At 33.5% G+C, this 15,242-nt stretch carries 10 protein-coding genes; 2 read left to right on the plus strand and 8 right to left on the minus strand.

The window, feature by feature from the left end; all coding sequences use genetic code 11:
- Nucleotides 1-155: 155 nt before the first annotated feature.
- On the minus strand, nt 156-2,495 hold the full coding sequence (locus CD29_RS15515; protein ID WP_036188850.1) for a helix-turn-helix domain-containing protein: 2,340 nt from the start codon (nt 2,493-2,495) through the stop codon (nt 156-158).
- Nucleotides 2,496-2,537: 42 nt separating this feature from the next.
- Entirely contained in the window at nt 2,538-3,410 is an 873-nt protein-coding gene (locus tag CD29_RS15520; protein WP_036188851.1) for a LysR family transcriptional regulator, read from the minus strand.
- A gap of 144 nt (nt 3,411-3,554) precedes the next feature.
- On the opposite strand from CD29_RS15520, the gene CD29_RS15525 reads away from it, so the two are divergent.
- Nucleotides 3,555-4,523 (plus strand): DMT family transporter, encoded by a 969-nt coding sequence (locus CD29_RS15525; protein ID WP_036188853.1) that lies wholly within the window; start codon nt 3,555-3,557, stop codon nt 4,521-4,523.
- A 363-nt stretch (nt 4,524-4,886) separates the two neighbouring features.
- On the opposite strand, the gene CD29_RS15530 is transcribed toward CD29_RS15525, so the two are convergent.
- Nucleotides 4,887-5,471, minus strand: coding sequence for a 50S ribosomal protein L25 (locus tag CD29_RS15530; protein ID WP_036188854.1), 585 nt, complete (start codon nt 5,469-5,471; stop codon nt 4,887-4,889).
- A gap of 255 nt (nt 5,472-5,726) precedes the next feature.
- Nucleotides 5,727-7,139 (minus strand): YfcC family protein, encoded by a 1,413-nt coding sequence (locus tag CD29_RS15535; RefSeq protein WP_036188857.1) that lies wholly within the window; start codon nt 7,137-7,139, stop codon nt 5,727-5,729.
- Between the two features lie 453 nt (nt 7,140-7,592).
- Between CD29_RS15535 and CD29_RS15540 the strand changes: the two genes are divergently transcribed.
- Nucleotides 7,593-9,185 (plus strand): M2 family metallopeptidase, encoded by a 1,593-nt coding sequence (locus CD29_RS15540; protein WP_036188859.1) that lies wholly within the window; start codon nt 7,593-7,595, stop codon nt 9,183-9,185.
- A 117-nt stretch (nt 9,186-9,302) separates the two neighbouring features.
- Here the strand turns inward: CD29_RS15540 and CD29_RS15545 are convergent, their stop codons facing one another.
- The 4 genes from CD29_RS15545 to pelF are packed head-to-tail and all read right to left on the minus strand — an operon-like array spanning nt 9,303 to nt 15,238.
- Complete coding sequence (locus tag CD29_RS15545) at nt 9,303-9,971, minus strand: DUF4956 domain-containing protein (RefSeq protein ID WP_036188862.1); 669 nt, start codon at nt 9,969-9,971, stop codon at nt 9,303-9,305.
- Nucleotides 9,972-9,992: 21 nt separating this feature from the next.
- A complete protein-coding gene (locus tag CD29_RS15550) occupies nt 9,993-10,703 on the minus strand; it encodes a polyphosphate polymerase domain-containing protein (protein ID WP_036188865.1) in 711 nt (236 codons plus the stop codon).
- Between the two features lies 1 nt (nt 10,704).
- On the minus strand, nt 10,705-13,827 hold the full coding sequence (pelG, locus tag CD29_RS19750; RefSeq protein ID WP_081976292.1) for an exopolysaccharide Pel transporter PelG: 3,123 nt from the start codon (nt 13,825-13,827) through the stop codon (nt 10,705-10,707).
- Entirely contained in the window at nt 13,805-15,238 is a 1,434-nt protein-coding gene (pelF, locus tag CD29_RS15565; protein WP_036188867.1) for a GT4 family glycosyltransferase PelF, read from the minus strand. The genes pelG and pelF overlap by 23 nt, the downstream gene beginning before the upstream one ends.
- Between the last annotated feature and the right edge of the window lie 4 nt (nt 15,239-15,242).

Below are 15,242 nucleotides of genomic sequence, written 5' to 3' on the forward strand. Positions count from 1 at the left end.
TAGGGTCTGAATTTTTTTTCACATACATTTATTAACATCAAAAAAAGGGGGTAATAATTTGCACTTGAATGTAGAATTCTTTGCTAGAGTGAATTATCCAGAATTGAGATTCAAAATAAAAAAGCCACCGTTGTAATTCGTACAACGATGACTTCTTAAAAAATAGCTTTTCTAATTTCAAAATAATGAATTGCATTTAATGTTAAATAGGAATGAAAAGACCACTCATCTGCAATTGTCTCATCAAAGATTTCTAGTTTTGGGTGATTTGACCGATTGATATAATCTATAATTTCCATATCTAATCCGTGCTTACTATTTAAATTTAACCAGTTCGTATAAAGAGCACCATGATCTCTATCAAAGGTATATTTCCGAACTTGATACTCACCTGTTTCTAGCCCATTAATTTTAACAAGTATTTCTTTATTCAGCTTTTGAAGAAAAGATTCTTCCACAGAATAATAAGGATTGATTGTATTGCAATTCATTAATACTAACTGATAACCTCGTTCGTTTTGTATGAGAACATGATCAAATCCGTGGCTAATCACTGTACCATACAGCCTCTTAACAAACATCATGGCAAAGTAAGCTGGGCGTTTTCCACTGAAATAATGGAACAGTTCCATTCCCTCAATTCGTATGCGCTGGCCGTCGCTGTCATTTTCATGCAATGCAGTGTTAATCCAAAAACCAATGGATTCCACTTCATTTAATATATCTAAAACACCCTTTAACACTAAAGCTCCCCTGAAAAATATTCCATTGGTAAACCTTGTATTTCCAGATAGCGTATTCCATGAGACAAGGTGAAGTGGCTTTTCAATACCATTCTTTTTTAAATAATGTTTTATCTTTGCTGTTTTTTCTTTTAGGTAATCCTTAGTCATATTAAATCGTTGATCATTTAATTCCTTAAAATCGACTACATCATTTTGGTTTGAATGATACCCTATAAAATCTATAGAATCAGCTTCTGTTAGTAACCAATTATGTGATTCTGTGGTTTTTTCATCTACAAATGAAAATGGTAAAAATACACCTACTTGAACATTTGGTATCATCTTTTTTAGCACATTATACAATTTCATGTATACACGTCTTAATTCCTTATGTCCTACGGCAGTATAATAAGGCTCGTAAAACAAGAAATGCCAAGTATTTATATACGAGGATCCATACAATTGCAAACAATGCTTTAAAAATGCAATGAGCTTTTCAAGGTTATGATCTTCGTTTGTCGTAATTTCTTGATAATCAATTCTTATAAATAAGGAGAGATCATGCTTCTTAAGAAAATTTAAGGCTACATCAGCTTTGAAGTAAGGTGAACTTGTAGCTAAAGCTTCATCTGTTTCAACATCAGCTGTAATTGTTTCCCCTCTCAACAAATTACTAATTCCTACATAGTTTAATCCGATTTCTTCTTTCACCATTAGTAGTTGAGATCTTACTGGGGCTTTAAGTAATTCTTTTAACTCTCTAACAATGACAACATGTTTAGGTCGAGAAATTTCTCTTTGAATTGGTTTTGTTATGTCTAATGTTAATTCTTCAAATCTTGATTCTGTATTTCTATAAGATTGATCTAATTGATTTAGTACGATTCCTAATTTCCCCAAGATCTCAGTGGAATGAATTAACTGTTCCGCATCCTCTAGAGGATAACTTTCAAAGGAATCGATTTTTTCAGTAGCATGGTTCTCTCTGTATACATGTGGTGTAATGCCGTAGGATTCTTTAAATAGACTTGTAAAAGATTTTGTATTTGCAAAGCCGTTTCTCATTGCAATTTGTGAAATAGTATCATTTGTATATAGTAAATCTTTTAGACTATGCTTCAATCGAATGTTCATCAAAAATCTGCTAAATCCCATTCCCGTTTTTTGTTTAAAATAACGAGATAAATAGCTTGTTGATAGATACGACTTTTTTGCCATATCGTCTAATGTGATGACTTGGTGATAATTCCTTTCCAAGTACTCAATGATATGTTCTAATCGGTAATCATTCGTATCCAGCTTTTCAAATGTACTTCCTTTTTTCTTAAATCCTCTAACCAAATTTAGCAAAATATCACATAAGTAACTTTGAATTTCAATTCGATAGCTTTCATCTTTCCGACAATAAGAAATCATCAGTTGAACAAGTGATTTCCTAATATTATCTAACATCTGTTCTCTGCCCATATCTATTTCTTGAGAAAAGCACTCAAAACGACTGTTTCGATAATCTGCATAATATTGATCGATAAAGGCATCAGTAATATTTAGAGTTAGAACACTGTTTGATGTATTTCCTTTTACCTGATAGAGTTGGTTTCGATTAATAAGAAGTAGATCTTGCTCTTTTAACACAAAAAATCTGCTATCAATTTCTACTGTTACTTCTCCATTAATTACAAATATTAGTTCTAATCCATGATTTACTTTTGGTGATAAATATTTTATTTCCTTTAAGGATATTTGATAATCTGTTTGTTGTTGATCCATTTATTCACCCTCAATTATTGCAAATTTCGCAAAAACCCTAAGTTAGTTAGATATAGGTTCTGCTTTTTTGCTTGTTTCAATTGTTTCTATAAACTTTTTAATAGATGCAGTTAAGTACGTATCAGATCTTCTAATAAACACAGTCTTTATTTTACTGTATTTATCGGGAAGTGTATGACATTGGATGAGACCGCTTTGTTCCATATGTGCTACAGATGACTTAGGAACAAACGAAACTCCCAGTCCCATAGAAACACTGCGTAAGATTGTTTCTAGCGTTCCGAACTCCATTACTTTTCGAGGTATAATATTTTGGTCTTTATACCAAGTTTCAAGACGAGCTCTATAGCCACAACCTTCGCTAAAGCACAAAAACGGTTCATCTTTTAACTCGTCAAGTGTGTACTCACGCATATCTGAAATTAATACAAGCTCCTCATTAAATACTTCATGGGATACAAGATCTGGATGAAAATCTGATTCAGTAACAAACGCCCCATCCAATTTATGATTCAGCACTTCTTCTTCTAGTGTTTCCGTTACACCAGAAAATAATGATAAATCAACATTTTTATATTTCTTTATATAAGTAGTTAATATGATTGGTAACTGATATACCGTTTCAACTGTTCCAATTTCCAATTTACCTGTTGGTTCGTTTTCATTTTGAACTGCTTTTTTCATTTCATCGGTTAACAATAATATCTTTTTACAATAACCTAATAGCGCTTTACCCTCAGGTGTTAGAGTCATCCCACGGCGATGTCGGTTAAATAATGATGTATTTAATTCTGCCTCAAGCTTCTGTATTCTCGATGTAATATTTGACTGAACATAATTAAATTCTTTAGCCACTTCAGAAACAGTCCCTTTTTCAGCCACCATTTGAAATATTTCTAAGTCTTTAAATTCCAAAATCCTCATCCCTTTTTTATATATTATCTACCTTTCTATGATATCAAAAATAATGATTATAATCTTTATTTTTATTCGTTTTACGTGATGAATAAATGGAGGTATGATGATGTGTAAGATAAATGAATAGGGGTATTGGAAAAAATGAAAAATAATGTATTATTAGGAGCTATTTTGTGTTTAGTCGCTGCTGTTTCTTGGGGAGCAATGTTCCCAGTTGCACATGATGCCTTTAAGCATATAGATCCCTTCTATTTTACAATTATTCGTTATGGTTCTGTAACTGTTATTTTAGTTATTATTCTTTTTTGGAAAGAAGGCAAAGAAGCTTTTCGGTTTGAGGGCAGAGGCCTTCATTTATGGTTCTTTGGTACAATGGCCTTTACAGTCTATAATCTTTTTATCTTTTGGGGAGAAGATATTTTAGGGGAATCAGGGATTATGGTAGCATCGATCATGGAATCACTTATGCCGATGATATCCATAATTATTGTTTGGATGATTTTCAAAGATCGTCCTCATCTATTTACTTTACTTTGTGTATTCGTGTCATTCATTGGTGCAATGTTAGTAATAACAAAAGGGGATATTAAATCATTTTTAGGTGCTACAGATCAATTTATTCCTACTATGCTCATCTTAATTGCAGTGATTGGATGGGTTATTTATACGATGGGTGGTAGTGAATTTCAAGGTTGGTCCGCTTTACGTTATTCAACATTAAGTTGTTTACTTGGTACAATTACAGCTATTATTCTAACAATTGCTTCATCAGTATTTGGATATATTCCTGTTCCGTCAGCAGAAGCTATTATGACAGTAAGTCCGCATTTATTGTTTATGATTATTTTCCCAGGAGTTATAGCTTTGTTAGGTTGGAATATCGGTGTAAGTTTATTGTCACCATTAAACGCGTTATTGTTTATAAACTTTGTTCCTGTTACAACTCTAACAATATCAATCTTCCAAGGAAACAAAGTAACAATTTTCGATTTAGTAGGTACTTTCTTAATCATCATTGCTCTAGTGTCTAATAATCTTATGATTAGAATGCTTCAGAAGAAAGAAACAACACGGCATGTTCAATCTAATTTGAGGGAAACAGCACTGTAAATTCAATTGAAAATCTCTTGAAGCTCTTTCCTATAATATTTAATATTTAAAAAGTCGATCACTTTTCATCTTTAATGGAAGGTGGTCGACTTTTCACTATTTTCCGGTTCCAAACAATAATTAAAGATTTTAAAGCAGCTAAAGTATTTAGTTACTTTAGGATTCCAAATATAATAAAAGTCTATAGTACAAGCGCCTTCTACTATAGACTTTGTTTATTTTATTATTTTTCAAATTGTATTGACATAGATTTCCTATTTACTTTATAATTCAAACGGTTAAATAATAATAGTACTGTTTAACTGGATTTCGCTAAGCTTGGCAGAGCAATAGCGAAATGTACTGTGTGTTGCGAGTATTAGATTAAGCTTCTACCTCAGTAGTTTCTTCCTCTTCTACTTGTTTCACATAGTCAACCGATACAATTGCTTCTTCATCCTCATGATTGATTGTGAAGTTACTGTATTTTTCTTTAAGATCTGATACTCGAACAGTATGACCGATTTCAAAATCAGTGATGTCAATTTCAATACTATCTGGCAAATTATTTGCTTTTGCCGTAATATTCAATTCATGAAGGAATTGTTTAGTAACCCCTCCTGCTTTCTCACCAACCGATGTTCCTTTTAGAATTACACTAACTTTTGTATCGATTTCAGTGTGTTCATCTACTTGAAGAAAATCTACATGAAGTACATCCCCAGTTAAAGCTTTACTTTGATAATCTCTTAAAATTACATTTTTAGAATTTCCATCGAGATTTAAAGAGATAATACCATTTCTACCTACTTCTTTAATGACACGATTTAAATCTGAAGTTTTAATCGAAATTGATTTAGTGTTTACTTTTCTTCCATAAACAACTGCTGGGATTTCTCCTTCACTTCTCATTTTTTTCAAAGAAGAATTTGATAAGTCTTTTCTTTCTTGTGCTACTAGCGTACTCATTTTATTTCCACCTTTCTATTTCGTTCTAGATTATCACTAAAAAAATCTAAAACTTTAAAAATGTCATACAATTCAATTATATCTAATCTATCAACATATTTCATAGAAAAGGCCCACACAAGTAAATTCTCTTAATCTATTAAAAAAGACTTTCAACAGTTTAGTTTAACTGATGAAAGCCTTTAGATAGTACTTCCTCCCCAATGTCGGGCAACAAATGCCAAGTTCAGAGCCATTTTTTATTACTAAATGTGATCAGCCTGTATATTGAATCATCTGGGCGATCACTAGTGTGACAATCCCTATTGCCGAGAATACTAGGAATAGGGGCATATAGAAACGAATCCACTTTTGCCAAGATACGCCTGCAATAACGAGTGCAGCCATAAAGTAACCAGAAGTCGGGAATAGAATATGAGCAAAGCCGTCCCCGAACTGGAACGCAAGTACAGCTGTCTGTCTTGTAACACCAATAATGTCTGAAAGTGGCCCCATGATCGGCATCGTAACTAAGGCCTGTCCACTTCCCGACGGTATAATAAAGTTTATAGCCAGCTGTACTAGATACATACCTACTGCACCGAGGATAGATGGCATCTCACCAACCAATGAACCGAGGCTGTATACGATTGTATCCATAATTTGTCCATCTTCTAGTACAACAGCAACAGATCGGGCAAGACCAATAATAATGGCTCCCATAAGAACCTCACGGAATCCTTCCGTAAAAGCGTTAGAAATCTGGGTAGCGTTAAGTCCGGCAATAAGTCCGACTACGATTCCCATAAAGATAAACAGACCTGCCATTTCTACCATGAACCAACCGAGATTAAGCACACCATATACTAATATTCCGAGGAAGATGAGTGCAGCAACGGAAGCGTATTTTTGTCTTGTGTTCATGCTTTTCGCTTCAATTTTATCTTTTTGCTTGTAAAGTCCCCTTTTTTCTTGGTCATCTTCATAAACATAGCTTTTTATAGGATTCTGCTGTACTTTTTTTGCATATCTCATGATGAAATAAATTCCCACTGATATACAGACAATAAATAGAATTAAACGCAATGGCAATCCAGAAAATACCGGTATTCCTACAATTTTTTGCGATAATCCTACGTTAATTGGGTTTAAAACTCCCGTGGTAAACCCTACAACTGTACCAACAAGAGCAATAGCTGCAGCTACAATGGAATCATACCCTAAGGCAATGATTAATGGCATAATTACAGGAATATAAACTAGTGATAGTTCAGGAGTTCCAATTAATGTTGCCCCAACCCCAAATACTGTTGTTAAAATCGGAATCAGCAAAATGCTATTTTTCGCAAAACGGTTTGCAAGCCTGTCCACAACCACTTCAATAATTCCAGTTGTTTTCAGCACCATAAACATACCGCCAATTATAAAGGTGAAAAATACAATTTCCCCAGCATCTATTAGTCCCCGCGGAATAACAGTAAGGAAATCGGCTATACCAATTGGCGCAGCTTCCACTTGTGAATATGAGTTAGGATCAATTGCTGTTCTTCCGTCAGGACCTGGCACACGCTCAAACTGACCTGCTGAAATAAAGTAAGTAGAAATTGCCGCTAGAGCACTGAAAATAAATAAGATGACATAAATATGCGGAAGTTGAAACTTCTTTTTAGCACTTTTTTCCTTTTCCATTTGAAACCTCCAATTAGTAGATTTTAAAAGTCGAGTAGATTGAATGTTTGTTTATTCTAAACAAATTCAATTCTTTAAATTAAATTGTATAATTTTTCTATGTTGAAGTCGTTAGACCAAATAGCCAATAAAATGCTGCACCCATTGTTAATCGAAAACAATGAAAATTCCAAATTTATTAACATTGGACAACAAACTATACAAAAGTTACATTATATTCCATACACTTTTTTAAAAATTAAAAGTTACAATGGTCAACTCAATTAGATATTTTAAACAAATTGAGTAGGTGAGTTCATTAGAACAATTAGTTTCTTTTCTACTGAAGTGACATATTTTTTTCTTACTATCATTTAGTATATAATGGGTATTAATTCCATAACTGAAAATACACACAATTCACACTAATCGTTATGGACAGGACAGATAAACGAGTGAAAGGATGGGCCAAGTATGAGTAAAAACGTACAAACTTTTTTACAAAAGTTTAATGATCAAATACAACTATTGATGAGAGATGGCGCAGAAGCTAGTTGGATGGCACAAACTACAGGTGACCCAAAATGGGCAGCTAAACAAAGTGAGGCAAGAACGAAACTTAGCTTATTATTCTCTAAAAAGGAAACCTATGAGGAAACAAAAAACTATTTAGAATATGAAAACTTAACAGATATTGAGAAACGACAACTAGAGATTATATTAGATAGAATAAAAGGAAATCTACTACCGGAGGAAGTTCTTGCAGACTTATCAAAGCGCTCCTCTGACTTAAATCTTATGTTTAACTCATATATCCCTGAGGTAGAAGGCAAGAAATATTCAGCAAATGAGATTCGAAACGTTCTAATCAACAGTACTGATCAGGAGCTTCGTAAAAAAGTATGGTATGCAAGTAAGGAAGTTGGAAAGATTGTCGAAAAGGATCTTCTAGAGCTTGTAAAAAAGCGAAATGAAGCTGCTAGATTGCTAGGATACGAGAATCATTACCAAATGAGTTTTGCCCTTCAAGATTTGGATCAGCAAGAAGTATTTTCAATTTTTAATGATTTAATCACACAATCAGATAGTGCTTATCGTTCAATGAAAAAGGAATTAGATGAAAGATTAGCCGATAAATTTGGGATTACTCCTTCTGAAATTCGCCCTTGGCATTATGTGGATCCATTCTTCCAAGAAGCACCACCATCTGAGAAAACAAACTTAGATTCATTCTATAAGGGTAAAGATATTTTACAGAAAACGACGGATACTTTCTTATCTATGGGAATTGAAATTTCTGATTTATATGAGAAAAGTGACTTATATCCACGTGAAAAGAAAAATCCTACTGCTTTCTGTACAGATATGGACCGTGAAGGAGATGTAAGAGTCCTTTGTAATCTTGAAGAAAATTCCTATTGGATGGAGACAAACTTACACGAATTTGGGCATGCAGCCTATTTTAAATATATTGACCGGGAGCTTCCATTTATCTTACGAGCACCAAGCCATATTTTAACAACAGAAGCCATTGCTATGCTGTTTGGTAAAATGGGCAAAGATCCAAGATGGTTGCGCCAGTTTTTAAATATCAATGAGGAGACTATTCAAGAACTTTCTCCTGAACTAGAAAAATTCCAAAAGTTATCTATGTTAATTGCTGGTAGATGGATTATTACATTTGTCTACTTTGAAAAGGAATTGTACGAAAATCCTGATCAAGATTTAAATACTTTATGGTGGGATATTGTAAGTCGCGTTCAATTAGTGACTCCTCCAGATTCAACTGACCAACCTGACTGGGCTGCAAAAATACACTTTACATTAGCTCCCGTATATTATCAAAACTACTTACTTGGTGAGCTAATGGCTGCACAATTGCAACGTTATATTGAGAACACTATATCCCCTGATATCTTTACAAAGGCTACTGGTGATATGTTAATAAATCAATATTTCAAGACAGGTGCTTTATACAAATGGAATGAGAAAATTAGCAAAATAACTGGTGAAAAGTTAAACCCTTCTCATTTTTGTGAGCTATATTGCCAAATTGACGAAAAGTAAAAAATAAATAATTTTTGTAGATAAAAACGAAGTAGCAAATTGTGCTACTTCGTTGTATTTTTTATGTGGTGTTTATTATTATTTAATGTAATTAATTAGTTTCTAGCAATCTATCTATTACTGTGCATAGTCTCCAGTATAATTCACAAGAGATACATCATTGACTCCATCGATTTCACTAATAACATGGACAAAGTTTGTATTATCGTCACGTAAAGTAATTTCTACAGTTAATTCTGTATAACCTTTCCGAACTGTTTTTGACTTTAATTTTGTATTAAGCTTCCTAAGCTCCGACCTTAAAGAACCTACAGCTTCATCAGTATGACGAATAATGAGTAAAAACGATTGTTCTCTAATTTTATGTCTGGACAATAGCACCACAACAGCGCCAATCACTAAAGAGCCCCCTATTGCGAGCGGATATATGCGGGCACCACAAGCAATACCAGCTGAAAGAGCCCAAAACATATACACAATATCAAGTGGATCTTTTACAGCTGTTCTAAAACGTACAATACTCAGTGCTCCAACCATACCGAGGGACAAAATAATATTTGTACTAATCGTCATAATAACTAGCGATGTAATCATTGTCATTAGTACAAATGAAATATTGTAATTATAACTGTAAACGACGCCACGGAATGTTTTTTTGTAAACCCAAAAGATAAACATACCTATTAAAAACGCAAAGAGTAGACCGAAAATCATATTCACATAAGATATTGAGCGAAATGCTTCTAACTGTAAAACACTATTCTTAAAAAAATCCTCAAAACTCATATCTTTTCCACCACCCGAACTTTATTCTTTAAAATGTTGAATTGCTCTTTCTTTACACAGTACATATTTCGAAATTGTGGATCGGATATGACTCTTAGGCTGTAATATTTGGCGAATATGATCCGGCAGAAAGGAATCGAACTTCACTTCCAAAATCGTTAGTTCTGTCGGAAGTACTTCTTCCAATACTAATTGAGGATTAAATAAATCTATCGTATTAATACCCGCTGATAATTTTTTATCAAACGTAATACGAACATTACCCCATTCGTGTATATAAGCCTCACGCCAATAATCTACAATGACACTTGGCTGAAAGTGATATGTGTTTAAAGCAATATAAAATTCATGTAGTAATTTTTCTTTCCTTTGCAACAAAAAGCTATAATCTCCTTCTAACACTTTTTTGTACTCATCAAGCGTTATTGAAGCAGATTCTTTGTATACGTAATCTCCTCGTTTGTTCTTTCGTTCTAGATTAATAACCTTGTCATTTCCATTGTAAATTCGAATTCGGAATTTCTCTCTTCTAAAAATACCATCATTTTTTAGTTGCAATGCACTTCTTAACGGATCATCAAAATATAAGCTACGAATATTGTAGCCATCAGGGCTGACAGAGTGAGGGTCTAACGGAAGAACTGTAGCTATTTTATTTCTCAAAGTCAAATAATCATGAAGGTATAAATAATATTTTTGCTCCGTTCTATATTTTTGATCACGATTCTGCAATCTACTTCACCTCAAATTCCCTTATACCGTCTCTACTTTTATCTTCTTCATCAAGTACAAAATCAAAGGCGTCTTGTCGATTCCCCTTGTGATCTCTTACACCAGATTTCCAATAATATTTTCCAGCTGGCAGTTTATCAATTTCTATGAAATTTACTGTTAAATCTTTTTGTTCATACACGATATCTGTAAAGTCTAAGTTCTTCGAAATTGTAAAATCATAGAATAGCTCATCATCTTGTAAGTCAAATGAGATTTCCCATGTGAATTTCAATTTCCCCCCTAAATCTTCAACTTCATCCATGTAGTATGGCTTTGGTTTTTCGATGTCCTCATAAAATCGTTTTATGCTTTCTTCTGGGGTTTGCAGAATGATATTTAATTCCTCATTATAATTGAGTACATTATTTGGTAAAAAGTTTATATCGGGCTGACGGTATAGAAAAGGCTCGACAATCTCTTGATAACTCTTTAATTGCGCTTCAATTGTATCCTTATTAATATATTGTGTATGCAATTCTTCAACCTTAGCTTTTAATTTCTCTACATTACCTTCTTTTCTAAAATACCGGTTAGCTAAAATTTGCCCCCAAAAGTTACTGATCCCATTTTGGTAGGAACGTATATTATTAGTTCGTCTTTGTTGCTCCCATCCACCATCATAGTCCCAAGGGAGAAAATACCACTTATTGCTATTGATAGGTGAATAAAGATAGAAGTTATTTGCATCCGTATCCATATTATCCATTAAAATATTAATAGCTACCCACGTTAAAAAATTATCTTCATCAAAATGCTCATTCATTATTTCCTCAATTGGCAAACTTAAATTATTCACATCTTCAAGCATTTTGATGAGTTTCCCATGTTCTTCTCGACCTTTTATTTCTAATATGGATTCAAAATTCTCCTTGTTAAAATTAGGGTCCGTTTCTTCTTTTATCTTCTCTTCATATCTATTAAATTCAAAAAAAGTAACTTTATATAAATAAGCATTTGGATCAAGCATATGTGATTTCAAAAACATCTTATTCGGTTGTTCTACATGGGTGAATAAACCGTAATCCTCATAAGGTGCATCTTTTAAACCCGTTGATAAATCCTTTACATATAAATGGATAAACTGAGTTCTCAAACTCGTGATATTTGGAATTTGTTCCATTAAATCAAAACTTAACTTATTTTTTATCCGTGAAAAGTCATTGCTATGTTTATTTAAATTAATTGTTCGCTGGTCTAAATATAATCCTGCTTCTTCATTTAACTTTATTCGAAACGATTTTTGTTGCAAATACCAAGCAGTATTTCCACGAAGTTCAATAGTCGCATTTTTATTTGTAGTACCGTATCCAAACATCCCTGAACTCGGTCCATTTTCGTCGCTATACCCTTCTTGTACGAGTATCGGTAATTTTTTTGAATCTGCCTTCTCTGGCTGACGATTAAGTGCGTACCAATCGAACGGTTCACCTGCGTCTTCATTAGGTAAAACGGTGATATACAAAGTTTTCAAAGACGAATCATCATCACGTTCGTAAACCTTTTTATCTTCCGAAAACACAGAAGTCGCTTCATCAGGCATTAAAGCACGATTAATGATATTATTTCCACCATCCAAATCTTCCTTCTGCGAATCGTTTTCTAATCCAGTACATGCCGAAAGTAGCAATATCGAAATGAGGAGAATAAAAGTAGTCGTAAAGGGTTTACTAAATTGCTTATGCTTTTTGCGAGCAGTTTTTACGGTAATGGGCTGAGCACAAAATGTATAATAATCAATATTTCGCAGAATATATAGTAATCTAGCTATCACTAGTCCTAATGCAATACCTGATGCTATAAACATCCCTAACCCATCACTTTCTAATTGCATCATCCAATAGCTACAAATAATATTTAAAACAACAAATATGAAACTAATTCCTAGTACTCCTTTCCGATCATCAAAATACATTAAAATATGTGTTAGTACAAAATAGATAATAAATAAAAAATACGCTAATGTTAAAATGATAAACAAATCCAATTGTTCCATAGTAAATCCGATCATCGGTAAAAACTTAATACCAAAAGCAATCGATAGAATTGTAAATAATAATTGAATCTCCATGAGCACACTAATTTCTTTCACAAGTGTTTTCTGCATTTGTTGCTTGGCAGTAGTGATATCACGAATTGTTCCGCCATGTATAATATTCAAATAATATAAGCGGAATTTCTCATAAAAAGCAGTTTCTACAGAAACAACAAATGTCACAAATGTCGGTAATACAGATATAAATGCATAGAATACAGCTGTATCATAGTATGGCATAATAAGAAATTGGTCTGCTATTACACTACGATTTGGTCCTAACCAATAAACAAAGTTATGTAAATATATTCCTGAATAAAGAAAACAGCCAGCAAAAAACAATGATGCATACTTTTTGAAATAACTTAAGAACTCAAAAAAGTATTTTTGCTCTGCTTGTGGGAATTTTTGTTCAAAGTGGAAATTGGTAAGAATCACCATAATTAAAAACCCTATATCTAATCCAAATAACGCTGAAGTACTAGAGTCCATTATTGTAACATTTGAAATAAGCCACCCGCTACACAATGCAACAACTGTCCCAATAGCAAACCCTCGTACAATTCGCATATAATCTTTCAATGCTGATAAAAAGACACCTTGAATCCAAACAATAATGAGAATCATAATAAAGAAATATGCTGCTATCTTGTAAATCCAATTTGCCGATATTCCACTCAAAAATAATAGTGCTACTACCGCCACAATTGGTAACATAACAATCAATGATCCATAGTATGAGGACATTAAACGTGTGTATTTTTTCTCATACAACATATCTGCTGAGTAACGTGTAAGCACCATGGAAATGCCACTTGTAAACACAATAGAAAAAATAAAACAATAGGATACTGTAGCAATATATAGTTGCCAATCCAAATAATTCATGTTATCGGTAGATGTAACTTTTTGCATTGCAACAATAAGAATCATGCTCAAAATCATAGGCCCGACTGTCGTTAAAGAGGAATAAGCATACGCCTTCAGATGGTTCATTAGCCCCTGTTCACGAAATAACTTTCTAAGCTCAAATCCTATTCCTGCCATCATTTCCTCCCCCTATTCTGTCGTATAAATTACGATATTTTTTTATGACATCTTCTTGTCTATAAAACATCTCTACACGTTTATATGCATTGCGTCCCATTTCGTGGCGTAATTTTTCATCTTTATATAGCGTAATAGCCGCATGTGCTAACTCTTCATAGTGCATAACTGGTACAACAAAACCAGATGCGCCTATCCTATCATCTAATCCTTCTATTAACTCTCTACAGCTACCAACATCAGTTGCAACAACTGGTTTACCCGCAGCCATAGCTTCGAGTATCGATAATGGCTGACCTTCACTAATGCTCGTCAACATTAATAGATCCATCTTTCCAATATAATCTTTTATCTGAACTGAGCCTGTAAACTCAACATCCTCAAGCTCCAATAATTCTATTAGCTGCAGACATTCTTCATAATACTCCTGGTTTTCCTCATAAGGACCCATTACAAAAAATTTGGCGTTTGGTATTTCATGCTTTATGATTGAAAAACTTTGCAACAATGTCTTAATGTCTTTAATAGGTACAACACGAACAATTGCACCAATATAATACAAAGATTCTGGTTTCTCAGTAGGCAAACCTTTATATTCTAATACTTTTACACCGTTTGGAATAATTTCTATTTTTTCCTCCGCGCATCCTAATTCCATTTCAATTTCCTTATTACGTCCAAATAATGTTGTCACCCAATCTGAATGACTATAAGCACTGGCAGAAAGTCGATAAAAATATTGAATCCACAAATCTTTAAAATAACCTTTTACCCAGTCTGCCTTTATTATCTCTTCTTCCCGCTCACGAGAATAAATACCATGTTCAGTTAGAAGATAAGGCTTCCGATAAACCACCTTCGTGACTGCTCCGATAATTCCTGCATAGCCAGTTGATACACTATGATAAAGATCTGCCTGAGGAATATCTTCTCGTATAGTAATAAAAAGTGGCAAAATCATTGAGCGTACAGTCCAAAACATTTCAGTGAAAGGAACTAACGGATACTTTTCCTCACATAATTCTTGTAAAATATCAAAAAAATCACGGCTCGTTAAAAAGTCGGAAACATTCCGAAACCGGGTACTTCGCAACATCTTAATAAAACCTGCCCAATCGATATCTCCCTCTGCTCCAAGTAATGCCTTTACATTATGTTTTTCCTTCTCAGATAGTTTAAAATTTCTACCCCATTTACTATCTTCCTCTAAATAGGAATCGAGAAAAGTTTCTTTGACTTCTACAACATTGTCAGGTAATTGATACTTAAACTTTCCTTTTTGCTTCTTTTCCGCAACAATTGCATAGATTACGAACTCATGCTCGGGCATTCCCTGAATTATACTTTGGATCCAACTGGATACGCCTCCTGTAACATAAGGGTAAGAGCCTTCAGCAATTATGCAAATTTTCATCGTA

Origin of the sequence: Ureibacillus manganicus DSM 26584, assembly GCF_000772945.1 — a bacterium.
In the GTDB taxonomy this organism is placed as follows: domain Bacteria; phylum Bacillota; class Bacilli; order Bacillales_A; family Planococcaceae; genus Ureibacillus; species Ureibacillus manganicus.

What these genes read in the sequence shown, in the direction of transcription:
- CD29_RS15540 (WP_036188859.1), top strand. Translation starts at nt 7,593, where the DNA reads ATGAGTAAAAACGTACAAACTTTTTTACAAAAGTTTAATGATCAAATA.
- CD29_RS15535 (WP_036188857.1), bottom strand. Translation starts at nt 7,139, where the DNA reads ATGGAAAAGGAAAAAAGTGCTAAAAAGAAGTTTCAACTTCCGCATATT.
- pelG (WP_081976292.1), bottom strand. Translation starts at nt 13,827, where the DNA reads ATGATGGCAGGAATAGGATTTGAGCTTAGAAAGTTATTTCGTGAACAG.
- pelF (WP_036188867.1), bottom strand. Translation starts at nt 15,238, where the DNA reads ATGAAAATTTGCATAATTGCTGAAGGCTCTTACCCTTATGTTACAGGA.
- CD29_RS15545 (WP_036188862.1), bottom strand. Translation starts at nt 9,971, where the DNA reads ATGAGTTTTGAGGATTTTTTTAAGAATAGTGTTTTACAGTTAGAAGCA.
- CD29_RS15515 (WP_036188850.1), bottom strand. Translation starts at nt 2,495, where the DNA reads ATGGATCAACAACAAACAGATTATCAAATATCCTTAAAGGAAATAAAA.
- CD29_RS15530 (WP_036188854.1), bottom strand. Translation starts at nt 5,471, where the DNA reads ATGAGTACGCTAGTAGCACAAGAAAGAAAAGACTTATCAAATTCTTCT.
- CD29_RS15525 (WP_036188853.1), top strand. Translation starts at nt 3,555, where the DNA reads ATGAAAAATAATGTATTATTAGGAGCTATTTTGTGTTTAGTCGCTGCT.